A 17,406-nucleotide genomic window follows, 5' to 3' on the forward strand; every position below is an offset into this window, starting at 1 on the left:
CTATCTGACCTCGCCGCCTGACTGTTGAATCAACTTTTTGATTAGATATTTTACCAAAAGATTGATCAGTACAGACATCAGAAACAGGATCATCCCCAAAAAAAAGAGAGTTTGAAAATGAGCCGTACCCGAGGAGACCTCCCCAAGTTCGGCAGCAATCGTTGCTGTCATTGTTCTGACACTTCCAAAAGGATTCATCGAAATGTTGGCTGCATTTCCGGATGTCATCAGGACTATCATCGTATCCCCCAAAGCCCTGCCGAATCCGAGAAGTATGCTCGCACTTATCCCGTTCACTGCAGCCGGGAAAACCACACTCCGTACCGTCTCCCACCGTCCCGCACCCAGACTGTATGCCGCTGTCCTTACATGCCCCGGTACTCCCCGGAGCGCCTCCTCAGTGAGCGAAGCAATCTGCGGGATTATTATAAGTGAGAGTCCCAGTGAAGATAAAAAGGCATTCAACCTGTTCTGGGGATCAAAAAGGGATGAAAAAAATGTGACGCCCACCGTCAACAGGATAAAACCCACCGCAACCGTAGGAAGTGAGGCAAAAATATCGATAATCTGCTTAAGGAACCTGCTGATTGCGCGAGGTGCAAACTCCGAAATGTAAACTCCAATCCCCACACCGAAAATTGAAGAAATTATCGTTGCCGGTATGGCGGTCATTACTGTCCCCAAAATCAGGGGAACTATTGAATACTTCGGGTCTGCTGAAACGGGATACCATTCGAAAACTTTTTCGCCGTTTTTTGTCGAAAAAAGAAGGTCTGAAGGGCTGAGATAATTAAAGACAAGAAGACTTTGATAAATTATAAAAACAAAAAAAAGACCGGTCACGAGAAAGACGAGAACCCCTGTCGATCTGATGAGGAAGGAAGCGAATGAGTTGCCGGTAAGTGCACTCAGTCCTCTTTTGGCTGCAAAGACTGACTTATCCCGGTCAACAGAAAATTTTACAGGTATCCTTCTTTCCGGATCCACCACTACCTCAACGGGATGTAATTCATTTTAGCCACGATTTCCTGACCTTCATCCGAGAGTACAAAATCAATAAAATCCTTTACCCCTTTTTTTGCCTGCGCCGTTGAAACCAAAAGAAGGTGACGGGAAATGTAATACCTGCCTGATCTGATATCCTCATAATTTGGATGATTTGAGTCGACTGGTGACTTTGATTTTTCCCCCGCAGCCGATTTTATTTTTATGATTTTAATTCCGGGTTTGTTTATGAAGTAGCCTATACCTCCGTAAACAATCCCTCTCCCGTCCTGAGCAACGGCATCTGCAAGAGAGGCAGTTCCCTGAAGAACCTGAGTTGACCTTGCAAATTCCTCTCCTCCAAGGATGTTTTCCTTAAAAAAACGGTATGTCCCGCTGTTATTGTCCCTGCCGTAGAGATTGATGGAAAGGTCGACTCCGCCAACTTCCTTGAAATTTTTAATTTTTCCTGTGAAGATGCCTTTAAGTTGAGCCAGAGTAAGTTCTTCGAGATTCAGACTGCTGTTTACCGCAATTGTAATGCCGTCAAACGCAACATTTGTGAGAGAGAGCGAAATCTTTTTCATATCGGCTTTCTCCTTTTCGGCTTTCAGAATCTCCCGGCTCATGCAGGCAATATCGGCTGAACCGTTAATCAATGCTGTGATTCCGTTGCCTGACCCGCCGCCCGTAACTGCAACCCGCACATCCTTGTGCTTTTTCATATAAGCCTCAGCCCATTTTTGGCATAGATTTACCATGGTGTCACTCCCTTTTATATTGAGAGTGATGCCCCGGGTGCTGTCACCACATCCGCTGAAGACCAACCATGAAAAAAAAACAGCAGCGAACAAATGTCTGCCCGCTACTGTTTTAATAAGTCTTTTCAATTTTATGTCCTGTCTAAATCTTCCGTTTCCCGTTTCACCTGTGACAGGTTCAAAGAGAAGAGAAGTCTAATCACTAATAAATTGCCTGACGAATCTTTGTTGAAATATAATCCATGACCCAGACCACCAGGGCAATCATAATTACGATAAGTCCTACTTCATGCCACTGTGCCAGACCCTGATACTGAATCAGCATCGTTCCGATTCCACCACCACCAACCAGACCGATGATGGTTGCCATTCTCACATTTATATCCCATCTGTAGATGGTGAACGAAAGGAACGGCAGGATAATTTGTGGGATCACGGCAAACCAGATTATCTGAATTTTATTTGCTCCCGTTGCAGAAATTGCCTCAACGGGACCCTCTTCTATCGACTCGATGGCTTCGGAATAAAGCTTTGCGTTTGATGCAATACTGTGGATAAGCAGCGCCATCATTCCTGCAAAAGCACCAATTCCTATCCATACTGAAAAGATAATTGCCCAGATCAACGGTTCGATTGATCGAACGAAGTTTGAAACAAGTCTGAGGAAAGCATAAATCAACAGTGTAAACTTGTTGTCGTTCATAAGATTCCTCGCGGAGAGGAAGCTGACAATCAGCGTAATGGGAATCGAAATAAGTGTGGCGATGAGTGCAATGTAAATTGTTTCAATAATGGCAAAAAGTGCCTCATCAAAAATTGCCATTTGAGGATTGAACAGGGCACTGAATATCCTTTGTGCAGCCTGAACACCCTCATCGCTGAACAGGTCGATTATCGATATTTTTGTTACAATCCAGCCGGCAATAAAGGTAATATTGAAAAGGAACCAGCCGAAAATCTCGACTGTGTATTTCGTTACCTTGCCCGGTTTTGCTATTCCTACAAGCCGGCAGGAAAGAGAAGTGCCGGTAAGGCTCCAGATTGTTCCGATAAGCGCACTGATTAGAGCAATTATGCCAATTTCAGTCCAACTGAACGGCAGATCTTTTATCTGGAGGATGAATCTGTTCCAGACTATCCTGTCTATCACCAGAATCGAGTAGAAGACAAAGAAAATATCGAGCAGTGCTGCCTTTATTTTGGCTTTTCTTAAAACATAATCGTTTCTTTTGGCAATTACATCATGTGGATTAACATGTGCCATTATCTTATCTCCACTTCTTCGGCTTCGTCGCCATAAATTGTTTTGAACCATTTTTCATCGATATCGTGTGGCAGGCCCTCGTATATGATCTCGCCTGCCTTCAGAGCAATTACTCTCGAAGCATATTTTCTTACCAGACTCAGGAAGTGGAGGTTACAGATTACCGTTGTCCCAAGTTCTTTGTTAATCTTTTCGAAATAGTGCATTACCGAGTTTGAAGTTGCGGGGTCAAGTGACGCGACCGGTTCGTCTGCGAGAAGAAGTTTTGGATTTTGCATCAGACTGCGGGCAATAGCCACTCTCTGTTGCTGACCGCCGCTAAGTGCATCCGCCCTGATGTATGCTTTTTCCTCGATACCAACGATGCGAAGTGCATTCATCGCATCTTCAATCAATTCGGGAGGGAAACTTTCGGTAATCGTCTGGAAGGTACTCAGCCTGCCGAGACTCCCTGTTAAAACATTTGTAATTACACTTCTTCTTTTTATCAGGTTGAACTGCTGAAATACCATGCCGATCTGCTGTTTCAACCCTCGCAGCTCCTTGCCCGAAACATGTGTAATATCTTTTCCCATGAAGGTAATCTCACCGGAAGTCGGCTCATGAAGTCTGTTAATACACCTGAGAAGGGTTGATTTACCCGATCCGCTGAGACCGATAATTACGAGGAATTCCCCCTCCTTCACATCGAAACTGACACCTTTTAGCGCATGAGTTCCGGAAGGATAAATTTTATGAACTTTATCAACTTTTAATATTGTCACAGTGCCCCCTCGATTTTAAAGTTGATGTCGTCAAGAATTTTTCTAAGCCCGTCATAATCCTTGTCAGTTGTTGGTATCAGTTTTTTAACATTATAAATCCGGTGCAACGACTCCTGACCTGCCTTGGTGGATACGAATTTCAGGAAAGCATCTACAATCTTCAGCTTCATTTCTTCAGGCATGCTTTTATTGAATATTACGGGGTCGTTGGGAATTGGTTCGGTGAGAGCAATAATTTTTATTTTTTCAAATACATCGGGATACTGCGTTACCACCCGTTCCCTTGCATCCCTCAACTGACCTGTCTCATCCTTCGGGGAATAATATGTAGCTCCTGCGTCCACCTGTTTCTGGTAAACCATTGAGACAACTATATCATGTTTTTTTGCAAAAATCGAATCTGAGGGGACAATACCATGTTTTTTTAGAAGTGCGGCTGGAAGGATGTAGCCGGAGGTTGAGGAGGGGTCGACATAAGCAATTTTTTTGCTCATCAGGTCAGTGATGGTATCCAGACCCGAGTCAGACCTCACTATTATCTGACCCCGGTAGAACGCCTCTCCATTGTCTCGAACAATTCGAAGAAGCGCTGTGGCACCATATTTTTTGTTCGCCATGAGATAGGAAAAGGTGTTAATTACCGCAATATCGGCTTTATTGCTTCCAAAACTCTCGACTACTGTTACATAATCAGCCGGCACCGCGGATGTGAAGTAGTAACCCGTCTCCTTTTGGAGAAACTCGAGCAACTCCTTTGCAGTGGTGGTTATCTGTTTAGCGTCAACAGACGGTGTAAAAAAAAGCTTGATCGGGTTCTTCTTGGAACCGAGCTCAGTGCTGTACTTCCCCCACTCCCTTTGCGTGGTTACCACGATAAAAAGAAGCAGAGGTGTAAGGAATAAAAGGATTCGTAAGATTTTCATATTTCATCAAAAAAAAAAAGAATACAATCACGAAATATGCCTTAGATTCCTCTCCTGACAAAGTAATCCTGAAAAATTCCAATGTTAAGAAATTGTTAAGAAATTAAATCCACCCGTTTTTGGGAGAAAATTAACACCATTCCGGTAATATCAAAGGGAGTCTATCCTGTCGCACTCTTTCAATACATGATCGATCCCATAAAGAAGCGAAGCTTCATCTATTGCCATCCATCGATAAAGTTCTTTTATTAGATCATAATTTTTACGAGAAAATGCAGTACTGATGGAATTATGGTGCGGTCGGAAGCAAACAGGCTCATGATGTGCTATTCTGTTCCTGAGCTCATTTATTAGCCCGATTTTATTGAAAACAGCAGAATTATCAATGTTCATCGTTGGAGTTGATTTAGGTTTGTTTGGGAAGACCTTGAGTAATACCCTTCCTCCCGCATTATAAAGAGGTTGTGCGAAAAGATATCTCCAAAAACCGAAATCCATTTTAGACAAAAGTTTTTCATGTTTATAATTAGGTGCAATCTCTGATAAAGCCTTTTGAATAATATTTGCCGTTGTCATACATTTTTGACAAGTAAAAATACCTCCGGGCATAATCGAGTCCCTTAGCCAATCAGAGCCATGTTGACTTATATAAAGCCGGTCGATTGAGTTTCTAAGTGCTATCTCGAAGCAACTTATTATGGTAAATAGTTCCTGAGACAATGTCAGATTCAATCTATACAATCTCATTGCTTTTTTTGTGTTTCCACTAACAGAGAACAAGTATCGCTGCATCCTCGTTTTCGACATTACTCTTTCAAATTCATTATAACGCATAAAAAACTTGACAAACTCCTTTTAATTTGTTATATTTGCAGTCGAAATTATTCCCGGTAGCCCCTGAAGCAATTCAAGCTATCGGGTTTTCGTTTTTAAAGGGTATTTTAGTTCTGTTCTTGATGATAATTCAAATTATGCCAGCTAATTGCAAACTGTAAATGACCTAAAAATCTAAATCGACTAGTGTTGAAAATTAACTTATCCTAATTCCGGGGAATTAACCGTCCAAAATCCTGGTCTTTTGAATTCAGTCCCAAAATGAAAACAGCTTTTTTCTGAGTTTGAATAACTTCAATCAGTTCGTCAACCGCCTCCAAATCTTGTTGATCAAAAAGTAAACTTTCGAGAGTCATAAATTCACTGAAGATATATTATTAAACAGATTGCATTCAAAAAGATCCCCTCACCTCACCTTATAAACCTTCATGGTCTCTTCCCCGAATTGGGAGATGACCCGGACGGCGATTTTGTGATTGTTTTCTTTTATTTTGATCGGGTGTGAGCGGAAACCGTAGAGACGGTCGAACGCTTCCTCATCGATTTCGATTCTGAGGGTGTGTTCTACTTTTTTACGGGTGCCTTCTTTGGCAAGGTTGCTTAAGCCTTTTTTCCATTTGTTGAACTCATCTTTGTTGCCGCCACAGAAGAAAATCTGTTTTACTACGAAATTGCTGCTGTCATAGTCGTCATCAACCATCCAGTAGGCAATGTCGTGCAAATCACGGGGATTAACTTTGTCGCTGATGGGATCGTAAATATCCACTCCGAGTATCTCAACAGTTGCAAAGCCGTTTTCTTCCTCCACAAGGATGTCCGGTTCACCAATGGTGATGAAAGATGCTGCAGATTTGGCAGGCTTCTTTTTTAGGCCGTCTTGTAACAGATCATCGTTCATCCGTACCTTTGTTACTTCGAAAGTGCCCATGCTCATGGTTTGTTGTGTATTGGCAATTTCACTTTCAAAACTGAATCCAAGGATAACAAGCCAGTCTGCATCTCCCAGACTGCGACACTCTTTTATTGCGTTATTCACAGCCATTTTACTTACTGTTCCAAACTTGGGACCAATATAAAAGTATGCTTTTCTCTCCCCTGTACCTGTATTGTAAAATCCCTCTGCATTAATATACTCTCCGGCAAGCAGTTCGACTCTTGAAAATTTTGCGTGCTCGTCTTTTCTGCCGTTCTTTATACCCGCAGAAAGCAGATGATCTTTGATAACATTTTCGAATGTTGAACTGTCTCCCGCTTTCTTTTCTTTTGCGAAATCATCCGGTGAAAGTGGTTCAAAGTTTTGAAGTGTCTCGACGGTAAATGGTCCCGTTACTCGCATAAGATTTTTATCAATTTCCGGTTGGTCATAAAGGATCTCTGTCTCAGGCGGTTCATTGTTTGCAAGGCTTTTTAGAGTTATTCGAGGGAATTTTTTATAGACAAATCCTTGCCTGATGTCTCTTGAAATTGAGTCATATAGTTTATAATACGGAAAGTTGGCAGTAAGTAATCTTTGCTTTGTGATATTCAGCGCAATTCTACTTGTATCAATTGTAATCCATCTTCTTCCCAAATTTTCAGCTACATATGCGGTTGTTCCACCCCCACAAGTTGGATCAAGGATAAGATCTCCTGGATCTGAGGACATAATGAGACAACGATGTATAACAAGTTGATTGGTTTGAACTACATAGTCCTTGACCTCGAATGAATTGACAGTATCAAACCAAAAATTTGTTTCTTCCGATAGATGCCTATCACTTAAAAACCTCTTAAATAACAATCTTTCGCCAGAATTTACTATTCTGTCCAAATTTAATAGTCTTTCGATACCATCTTTAGTTGTTCGCCAGTGTCTATTTTGAGGCGGATAATAAGTATTACCTTGAAAATCTATCCCGAATCCTCCAGTCGGAGAGGGGTCTTGGGATGTAAGATCATCCAAGGCCACAATATTATCTGGATTAAGTTGTACATCTTCTCCCAAATCTGATATTTTTACCAAATTTTTACCCTTTTCGTACCATTTAAACTTGACATCTCGTTCACCGATGTTTTTTCTACGATAGAGTGATCGGAATTTGATCAAATCTTTTTTTCTTGCATACCAAATTATGTAATCATTTACTACGGGTAATAATTCTGAGGTCGCTCCAACAGTTTTTCTAAATGGTATGATACTGACAAAATTTTCGCTTCCAAAAACCTCATCCAACAAATTTCTTACTAAATGAATATTTTCATCAGAAATTTGAACAAAGCAACTTCCGCTTTCTTTTAAGAGATTTTTCGCAACCAGTAGACGATCTCTGAGATAACTGAGATAGGAATGAATTCCCAACTCCCAGGTATCTCTATACGCCTTGATAACTTCCGGCTCACCGGCGAGACTTTCATCACTTCCGTCTTTTACATCTTTACTATTGAGTTTTACCTGCCAGTTACTGTTATATTTTACTCCGTAAGGCGGGTCGATATAAATGGTCTGTACCTGGCCCGCCATTCCTTCTCTTTCAAGAAGGCTGGTCATTACAAGAAGGCTGTCCCCCTGAATCAACCGGTTGGTCCAGCCGTCAAAGTGACGGTAGTAGGAACTGATTTTGTCAAGTTCATCCCTGTCCAGCATGTTTCCAAACATTTCGTTGATGCTGAAAAGAGATTCCTCTTCATTAACGGAATGTTTGAGGCGATAAAGATTTTTAATTATCAGTTCTGGTGTTATGTGTTCATGTCTGTAGAGGCTTCGGATGTCAACCTTGAGCAAATTCTGTCTGTCATCATTACCATACTTGTTCATCCAGAAGAGTTCAGGGTCGTGACCCCGTGTTACGACGGGATTAAGAGGAATCTCAAGTTGGGATTTACCGTTTTCCACAGCATCGTTTGCGAGCTCCAAACCTGCTTCCTCAGTAGAGGGGATCAGCAGCCGTTTTTCTTCTTTATGTTTTATTGAATCAATTCTGTTTGCCATCATAAACTCTCTAATTTTTCAGTCAGTCTGTTTTTAATATCTCTTATTTCATCGGCTATTTCAATAAAATGCCATGTATTGAATCCAAATTTGTCTTTTATCGAATTGGCTGCCGGCAGCCATCTGTTTTCAACGAACCATTTTTTTCCATCCTTATCCTTGCTCATTCCCGTAATTTCGATGATGAGATTTATTGTTTCCCCGGATACTGTGTTGCATACTGCTATGAAATCAGGGAAATAGATTCTCTCCTTCCCTTCCTTTACATAAGGAATCTGAAAAGAAAGGAAGTTGTTTTTCACATAGGAAATTACCTGAGGCATTTCATCCAGTGCTTTTGCAGCGATTTTTTCCCAGTCACTATCAGCAATAACGAAGTTTACATGACTCTTTACGGTTCTGTAAACCTCTTTGCTTGTCCTGCCGTGAACATACTTTGTACTGCCAATTTTGTTATAAAAATTAAGCACGGGTTTAATAAATTCGGAGTTATTACGGTGGGTGTTGATGCCTCTGAAGATATGGTCGACAACCACTTTTGGCTCGAACAGATACACCAGTTTTCTGTATTTCTTTTCCGTGATTCCGATCAGTCTGATTTTATTCTCATACCAGTTAGAAACCACTTCCTTGCACGCCGGGAACAGTTCAAAATATGGGGTGCCATTTTCCTCGGAAAAATGGAACTTGATCAGACTTCTGGTGATGTCATAAATAATTTCCTGGTCTCTTTTTTCTAGGAACTCTTCAAGGGTCAAACCGCTCGTTTCGGGAGAAAAGGCAGTTTGCAGAGTTACATCAGTCGGATATTTTGTACCGTCAACTTCAAAATCGGAAACATCAGAAAAGTCGAATCTGATTTCATCCGTTCCCCTGTCAATTCTGTAACCAATGATATTGGGAAACTCAATTTCATAAGCCTCCTCCCGCTCAGGGATGGCTGTGATAATTGTGATCTCACCGGGATCAACAGGAGGTGATGTAGTTCCTCCCTTCATCATTTTGAAAGGAATACCTATGATATGGGCATATTCGGGAGGGAATTTTTCCACAACAATTTTTCTTTTATCATCGACAGGATTCCCGTCTTTGTCGTAACCTTGCAGAATATAATTTGAGCGTCTTAGTGCCCTGCCGGCAACCTGCTCACATAACAGTTGGGATCCGAAAGCCCTTAATCCCATGATATGCGTAACTGTGTTTGCATCCCACCCCTCAGTCAGCATGGAAACCGAAACGATACATTTTACATGTGCCCCAAGTTTCCCAGGCTTACCCACGGTATTAACCACTTCACGGAGAATTTCGGCATCCGTGATATCTTCCATGCTTCCACCACCGTGTTGCTGTGCATAATCCTTTTTGAATTCATCAATTTCAGATTTGAAAACTCTCTTAAAGTCATCACTGATTTGTCCCGAATCTTCAAGGGCATCGCTGTCGATAAGAAGAGTTGGCGGGCGTTTTTTTGCAAGCCCCGTAATCTCAAAATTATTAAATTCTTCGAATTTGCCATGAGCTATCTGAAGATTTCCCTTTTCATCCGTAAACTCATAACCGGCGAGATATTTATAGACCTCTTTTGATACAGAAGTGTTGTTGCAGACTACAATAAAAACAGGAGGTGCAGTAAGCAGATCCTGTTTCGCCTCATAAGCCTTTCGCAAACCTTCAGCATATTTATTATAATGATCGTGAAATTGAAAAAGAGCTGTTTGTACGAGCAACGGCAATTTCGGAGGTTCTTCAACGAGTTTTACTCCGTCTTTGTTTGCTTCCGATTTCCTTTTCTTTTGCCCCATTTTCGGGAGCTCATCTCTGACATGCTCGTAGATATTGCGAAGTTTGCTTTCTTCAAGCTCCTGTGAGTTGTCGGAAACCGGCAGAAATGGGATTTTAACGAGTCCTGCCTCAATCGCGTCAATCAAACCAAAATCTGTGACAACCCAGCCAAAAAGGCTGTAATCCCGGTAACCTGATCCTCTCAGGTAGTAGGGTGTTGCAGAGAGATCATAGACCCCTTGCAAAGTAAACCTTTTTGATATCTCTTTTATTCCGGTGAACCATACTGCCGCTCTTACATTCTCATTTACTTCCTCATTATCTTCAGTCTTTTTCTTTGATTTGGGGAAATAGCAGTGATGAGCTTCATCGTTTATTACAAGCAGCCTGTTTTTCGATTTGGATTCACCGAGCAACCTGCGAAGTGTCAGCCCAAAATCTTCGAGATTCCCCGAATCCATGGCATTTCCATAAATATCTTTTTTTCCGTCGAAAGGAGTCTTTTTATTTCCTTGAAGGGTTCTTTGTTCGAGAGCGTGATAGTTAGTAATGGTAAGTCTGGAATTCAATCCATTAATGAGGGCTTCATGCTGTCTTGGTACGAGATTTCGTTCACTGTAATAATCTTTTCGTTTTATCCCCCTGTTTATGGTATCAACAAAGAGGACTCCAAGCCTGTCTTTAATGGTAATTCCAGGGGTAATGATAAGAAATTTATCCGCAAAACGGGTATCATTTCTATACTCGTGACGGTTCAGATAATGATAAAGAATGAGACAAGCCATTACCACCGTTTTTCCTGTACCCGTTGCCATCTTAAAAGCAATTCTTTCAAACCTGTTTTCAGGATCAGGCATTTCAACAGAGCGGAATTTTTCAAGTTCCGACAGAACAAAGTTTCCAAAATTCTCTTTCGGGGCAACTTCATTTAGGTAGATGGCTGTTTCGATCGCTTCCTGCTGTGCAAAAAACAATCTGTGTGTGGAGATGCGATCGGGGTTATTAAACCAAAAGTCGAGGAGCTCTTTAGATATACGGGTAGTCCCGTGATATCCATTCTGCCTCCATTTTTTAATTTCTTCCCTTAACCTGTTAATGATGTGGGTCGAGTAATCATCCGCTAACTCAGCACCAAAGAGATTGTTTTGGTTGGTATCGGCAAAAGGAACCGAAGGAACTTCGGGTGAGAAAGGTCTTCTGCCCGGCATGATCTCTTCGTAATTGAGAGTGCCGTTAAGATTAGTATAGTAGTGCCACTTTGGTTCTTCGTATGGAGAATTTAATATTGGATTTGACAAGTATTCACCCGCTTATTTAAATCAAATTTCTTCATCTCAAATTAGGAAATTTTATCTAATTTTTAACAACCTCTCTCAAACAAAATTCAAGCAAACTTATGCAACTACCCCGAATCTCTGAAGTTCCAAATCTCCAAACCTCAACATTACTGCATTACTGCATTACTGCATTACTGCATTATTGGATTATTGGATTATTGGATTACCTGTAGTCCCCCACCATTATGAAAGGAGCCCAGAAATATGGAAATGCATATTTGGGGTTCTTAATCAGTTTAAGTTTGGCTTTTTGAAGAGCTTCACTCTTTGACATCGTTTTCAGGTTGGTGTAAAACTCTGTCATAAGGATGGAGGTTGCCTCGTCTTCCACCTGCCAAAGGGAAGCTACGACTGTTTGCACACCGATTTTAAGGAAAGCGTTTGCTGGAGATACAAGCCAGCCCTTGGCAAATTCCTCACTGATTGCTGTTTTGCAGGCGGAGAGAGTTACGAGTTTATAATTTCTCAGGTTCGTCAATCCCCACACCTCGTTAATTGTCAGTTGCCCGTCGGAGAGTGGATCCTGTCCGGCACCTTTTTTTGCCATGGTCAGAAACGACTTGGTTATTTCACCATAGTTCATGTTTCCATGGGTTGCTAGGTGGAGAGTGTTGAACTGTCCTTTGGCGAGAGAGCGGATTTTCTCCTCGGTGGCATCATCTTTTGAATAGATTTCTGCATCGGTAAACAGTTTTTTCAATCCGTTTACTTCATTCTCTGAAGAAGGAAGTGATTTATCTGCATTGGCGAATGCGATCAGTTTGAACGGAACGGCTTCTTTTGCCATGTTTTGGGAGAATACTTTGAAGGAGGTTACATAGAACAACAGGTGATCCTCCAGCAAGAACTTAACTTTTTCACCCGGTTGCGAGGAGATCAAAGTTTCAAACGGAAGATAATAGAGCTTTCCAAAAGGGACAACGCAAAGCTTTTTCTTCCCCTTGAATATCGATTTTACGGGCTGAACCAGCATCTGATAAAGCTCCATCGCAAGCTTTCTCTGCGGTGCAAGATACATTTCATCTTCCATCGTCATGCTTTTATTTTTAGGTGAGTAGGTGTCAGGATCAACCTCACCAATCTCTTTTGCAGGATAGGAATCCTTCAGCATCGAGTAAAATTCAACGAGTTTCTGCTCGAGTTCATCTTTTTTGATGTTCATCACGACAGCACCGACTGTGTCGGAAGTGGCACCAAAAATGTAGAGGTTGTTGTCGCCCATCAGGTAGGCAAGCACCGCAACATCATCGGGGATGAACTCCTGCCACTCAAGGAAACTTACAGGGTTAATGTTGTCTTTGAAATAATCGTCGAGACCCGGATTTTTTTGCACTGTCTGCATTATAAATTCAACATAACTGTTTTCAGCTACCTCGAGACTTGCCTCAAGACTCGCAATTTTCTCGTTGTTTCTTAGTTCTGCAGGTTTCGACTTCTCCTTTTGAAGCTCCTCTTCCAGACCCGATTTTTTATTTTTCAGTTCCTTCTCTTTTTCTATCGCCTCGTTTTGGTTTTTGTCATCAAATTTTGGAGTTACATTTCCAAACTGCTCTTTCAGCCCTTCATTATAACTCATATCGAGATAATAGAGAGCACTGTCCAACTGCCCTTTTTGGATGAAGGCGTTTATCAGCGCCTCATAAATTTTTACCTTCAAATCACCCGATGAGAAAAGCTTGGCAGCCTTGTCGCCTCCCACAAGTTTCCCCCGGATGTCAGAAAGTACATTCACTGCTTTTCTAAGGAAGGAAATTGAGGAATCCTGATTTTTTTCCTGCTGAAAATTCAGGGCTTTATAATAGTAGGAGTGATAGACCAGCTTGTTTGTCCCCAGCTCCTGCGAGAGTTTAATTGAATTATCAAGAAATTTATTGGAGGACTTGAAATCATTTTTGATGTAGTTGAGTCTGCCGAGCACAAGCGAACTGTACATCAGGTCGTTTCTGTCCTTCAGTTCGGTACTTAGATCATATGCAAGTTTCGCATACTTTTCTGCAAGATCGGTCTTTTTGGTATCGATATAGAGTGATGCAAGGAGTCCGTAAGGAGTGGTCAGATATGTTTTTGCACCTGTTTTCTTGGCATGTTCGATCGACTTTATCAGGAATTTCTCTGCCTCATCATATTTCTTTTGTTCATACAACACCTCACCGATGTTTGAAAGAACCGTCGCCCGGAAATCACCGAAATATTTCAATGAATCGAGTATCGAAAGTGACTTTTGGAAATATGGAAGTGCTGCTGCGTAGTCACCCTGCCAGAAATAGACGGTTCCCATGTTATTCAGAGGTGTCGCTCTGTAATAGTCGTTTTCGAGCGATTTGTATATGCTGTCAGATTTTGAATAGTTATCGATCGAAAGCTGATATTCACCAAGAGAGTTGTAAATATTCCCGTATGAAATGAAAATGCTTGCAAGAGCCCACGGATTGTCGATCTTGTCGTAATAGCTGTAGGCGGTATCGAAAATCGCCTGAGCCTTCTTGTACTCACCCAAAACACGGTTCAGATCACCTTTATAGAGGTAGACATCACCAAGAAGGTTGTTGTTGTTCATTTCCTTCGCCACAGCCTCTGCCTTAAGGAAGTAACCGAGTGCCTTGTCAAACTCTCCTCCGGCAATTGATGCGGAACCGAGATTTATCAGGACATTCCCGATCTCTGCCTTTTCCTGCATCGATTCATAAATCGCAAGTGCTGAATCGAGATATTTACCCGAAATGGCGGATCCGCCGGTTTCAGAGTAGAGTAGACCTATCTGCTTGAAGCAGTAAGCAATCGGGGAATTGTTGCTGATTTCCTTCGCCATTTTCAGGGCACTGTTGAATATCACAAGAGCGGTATCAAAATTATTCCGGTAACCATACTGCAACTGACCAAGGTTTATCATACAGTAGATGGCATCGAGTTTGTCATTCACAAGAAGGTTGAGTTCCAGACTCTTTTTAAGAGCTGTGGTTGCATTAGCCACATCGTTGAATGTCATGTAGGCAAGCCCCTGTTCAAACCAGTTTTCCGCTATTGCATACTTGTCTTTCGATTTTTCCTTTATGGCGAGACTCTTGTTGAAGAAGTCGAATGTTTTCTCGAAATCTTTCAAATATTTGTACATGGCACCGATGTTATCATACACCTCTGCCATCCCTTTTTCATCGTTTTGTGATTTGTAAAGTTCGACAGCCTTGTCAAAATATTCCATCGCTTTGCCGGGATCACCCTGTTTGCTGTAGAGTGACCCGATTTTTGAATAAGAGAAAGCCTGATCTGCCAGGTTTCCTGTCTTTATCCGGTGTTCAATCGCTTTGTTGTGGGCTTTTATTGCATCATCGAACTTGCCGAGATTCCAAAGTGCCTGCCCGATGTTCGACTGACACAGACCCGCATTGTCAAGATCTTCAAGTTCAAGATAAAGATTGTAACTTTTTGTATAGTTCTCGATTGCAATCTGGTATTCTCCGAGTTCGAAATAGGTATATCCCATGTCGAAAAGATTCTGTGCCTGTTTCTTTTTGTTACCCGTAATCAGGCTGAGTTCGTGGACTCTTTTGTAGATATCGAGCGATTTCTGATAGTTACCCATCTTCGAGTAGACATCGGCAATATTTCTTAATACTGTGAGCTTGTCGTCGGAAACAGATGTCCCCTTGCTCGAGTCGTAGGACGCAAGTGCAAGTTCATAAAACTCGACAGACTCCTTATACTTGTCCATGCCTGCGAGCGAGTATGCCTTTCCCCAGTAGGTGCCCCCGAGTCTCTCCCACAGCCAGTCGGAGGGTTCGGTGGCAACCATTTTTTTCCTGATTGCAAGACAACTGTCATAATATGCTATCGATTTTTCATATTGCTCAAGATCGGAATATAATATTCCCAGATTATGCTGATTCATAGCTATATACGATGTGTCTTTTACTAATCGTGCATACTCAAGACTTCTCTTGTAGGCGTATTCCGTTCCTGCCATGTCACCTTTTGCCTTGAGGTAAAGACCTCTTGCAAGGTAAACTCTCTTGATTTTATCGTTGTTTTTCAACCAGTCTGCAAATAAAGTTGCAGCCAGGGAGTATTTCTCTGCTTCATCCATCAGTCCCTTGGGGTAAAGGTCTTCTGTGGAATCTGCAAACTTTCCGGGAATGTCATAATCTGCGATTGAAATGCTGTCGACCTCAAATATTTTTCGCAGATCCTTTTCACCGCTGGCTTTCAGGATCAGATTAGCGAGTTTGGTCTGGCCCGCTATGGCATCAGAGGAAATCCATGAAAAGTAGGACTCGATAAATTTGAAGGAGAGCCCGAGATATTTGGCGGGGAAATCTTTTATAAAATAGAGGAAGTGTTTTACGGTCTCCACATCGGATTTTCTGATCGCCTTGTCTACCGTAAGTCCTTTGAACTCACCTGTTTCTGCCGGTTTTTGATAAGCCGGGTCTTCTTTCACGAGATCATCAATGATACTGTAAATCGGAGGATAATCAGCGAGAAATATTTCAAGAATTTTTGCATCAAGTAATGGATCTGCGAGATAATTCAGTACACCGTAACTGTATAAAATATTTTGGGAATTGTCCCTGAATACGATTTCTGACTTCGCAACATCGAGAAGCGGTGTGGAGTAACCTGTTTTTCTGGCAACCGGAATGTAAGCGTGATCTACAATAAAAAGTTTTTTGTTCTTGTTTACACCGTCGAATAACTTAATCCCGATTTTGCTTTTGTAATCACCAACATCGAGTACCCTTCCTTTTCCCAGACTGAAAACATCGTGGTCGGGAAGTTCAGGATATACACACGCCCACACATTTACTTCAGATCCGGGTACCATGTTATCATATCTCCCGCCGAAAACTGTGGCAATCAGGGAGTCGGCAGTAATGTAATTTATGTCGGAGATGAAAAACACCCTGTTCTCGGTCTCTGTGGATGAAACCTTCCAAAGGTCCTTGTATTTCGGATCCTTCAAATGCCTGGCAAGCATGTCAAGATTGACCATCATCGTCATGGCATTCACAAGGGTGGAATCGATATTCGATTCCTTTGCCAGCTTGACACTTTCCAGATAGCTCTCTTTTGCTTTTAAAAAATCACCTGTGTAAGAATACATGTCACCGAGAGTCTTGTAAGACTCAGCAATTTGAGCTTTGTTCTTTTCAGTCTTTATTTCCTGCTCCAATGCCTGTATTTTTGCGGTTGCGCTTGCAAGCAGAGATTTGGAATCAGGAAGTTTTAATTCATATTTTTCTAGGAGTGTGGCATCTTTCTCCTTGCCGAAATAATTTATTGCGTCAATTATCAGGTCCTCTGTTTTGAAACCGGCGATATATTGTTCATAATAGTAGATGAGATTGTCGTAATATGTATCAACATATTTGTTGAGTTTTAATTCCTTCGATTTTTGGAGAGAAAGCTGAAAGTAGTCGAGAGCGAGCTCGTGTCTTTTCATGTTATTGTATGCCACGCCAATATTGTTAATGGCGATTACATAATTTTCATAATCCTTTTCCTGATAAAAACCCTGAAGTGTGGAGTGCCACAAATTTATGGCAACATTGTATTTTGTGGAGTCGAAAGCTGTAAGAGCCCGGTTGAATATTTTTAGAAGTGAATCGGAACTTTCCTTTTGAGATTCTGCCGTCAGCAGCCCTTTTGCAGAATGTTCTTCCTCCGCTACAGACACTTTTTTGGTCTCCTTGCCGCTGACGGGCGAAGAGCTCAGTTTGTAGCCTGAGACCACAATTATGGTTGCAATAAAGAATAAAAGTGTAACTTGTAAAACTCGCTTTTTCATCTCAGTT

General features: G+C 41.7%; 9 protein-coding genes. All 9 read right to left on the minus strand.

What is annotated here, in order from left to right:
* Entirely contained in the window at window positions 1-987 is a 987-nt protein-coding gene (gene pstC / locus LCH52_04070) for a phosphate ABC transporter permease subunit PstC (GenBank protein MCA0387648.1), read from the minus strand.
* A 2-nt stretch (window positions 988-989) separates the two neighbouring features.
* Window positions 990-1,874, minus strand: coding sequence for a phosphate ABC transporter substrate-binding protein (locus LCH52_04075; protein ID MCA0387649.1), 885 nt, complete (start codon window positions 1,872-1,874; stop codon window positions 990-992).
* A 73-nt stretch (window positions 1,875-1,947) separates the two neighbouring features.
* Complete coding sequence (gene phnE / locus LCH52_04080; protein MCA0387650.1) at window positions 1,948-3,009, minus strand: phosphonate ABC transporter, permease protein PhnE; 1,062 nt, start codon at window positions 3,007-3,009, stop codon at window positions 1,948-1,950.
* Entirely contained in the window at window positions 3,009-3,767 is a 759-nt protein-coding gene (phnC, locus tag LCH52_04085) for a phosphonate ABC transporter ATP-binding protein (GenBank protein MCA0387651.1), read from the minus strand. Before phnC ends, phnE begins: the two co-directional genes overlap by 1 nt.
* Window positions 3,768-3,769: 2 nt before the next feature.
* Complete coding sequence (locus tag LCH52_04090) at window positions 3,770-4,696, minus strand: phosphate/phosphite/phosphonate ABC transporter substrate-binding protein (protein MCA0387652.1); 927 nt, start codon at window positions 4,694-4,696, stop codon at window positions 3,770-3,772.
* A 150-nt stretch (window positions 4,697-4,846) separates the two neighbouring features.
* Entirely contained in the window at window positions 4,847-5,530 is a 684-nt protein-coding gene (locus LCH52_04095) for an Abi family protein (GenBank protein MCA0387653.1), read from the minus strand.
* A gap of 406 nt (window positions 5,531-5,936) precedes the next feature.
* Window positions 5,937-8,501, minus strand: coding sequence for a site-specific DNA-methyltransferase (locus LCH52_04100; GenBank protein MCA0387654.1), 2,565 nt, complete (start codon window positions 8,499-8,501; stop codon window positions 5,937-5,939).
* Complete coding sequence (locus LCH52_04105; GenBank protein MCA0387655.1) at window positions 8,498-11,578, minus strand: DEAD/DEAH box helicase family protein; 3,081 nt, start codon at window positions 11,576-11,578, stop codon at window positions 8,498-8,500. Before LCH52_04105 ends, LCH52_04100 begins: the two co-directional genes overlap by 4 nt.
* Window positions 11,579-11,780: 202 nt before the next feature.
* Window positions 11,781-17,399, minus strand: a complete 5,619-nt coding sequence (locus LCH52_04110) for a tetratricopeptide repeat protein (protein ID MCA0387656.1) — start codon at window positions 17,397-17,399, stop codon at window positions 11,781-11,783.
* Window positions 17,400-17,406: the final 7 nt, after the last annotated feature.

Source organism: Bacteroidota bacterium, assembly GCA_020161395.1.
Classification (GTDB): domain Bacteria; phylum Bacteroidota; class Ignavibacteria; order Ignavibacteriales; family Ignavibacteriaceae; genus UTCHB3.

Excerpts from the sequence above, each read along its gene's own strand:
- phnE (MCA0387650.1), bottom strand. The coding sequence starts at position 3,009 with ATGGCACATGTTAATCCACATGATGTAATTGCCAAAAGAAACGATTAT.
- LCH52_04090 (MCA0387652.1), bottom strand. The coding sequence starts at position 4,696 with ATGAAAATCTTACGAATCCTTTTATTCCTTACACCTCTGCTTCTTTTT.
- LCH52_04095 (MCA0387653.1), bottom strand. The coding sequence starts at position 5,530 with ATGCGTTATAATGAATTTGAAAGAGTAATGTCGAAAACGAGGATGCAG.
- LCH52_04100 (MCA0387654.1), bottom strand. The coding sequence starts at position 8,501 with ATGATGGCAAACAGAATTGATTCAATAAAACATAAAGAAGAAAAACGG.
- LCH52_04110 (MCA0387656.1), bottom strand. The coding sequence starts at position 17,399 with ATGAAAAAGCGAGTTTTACAAGTTACACTTTTATTCTTTATTGCAACC.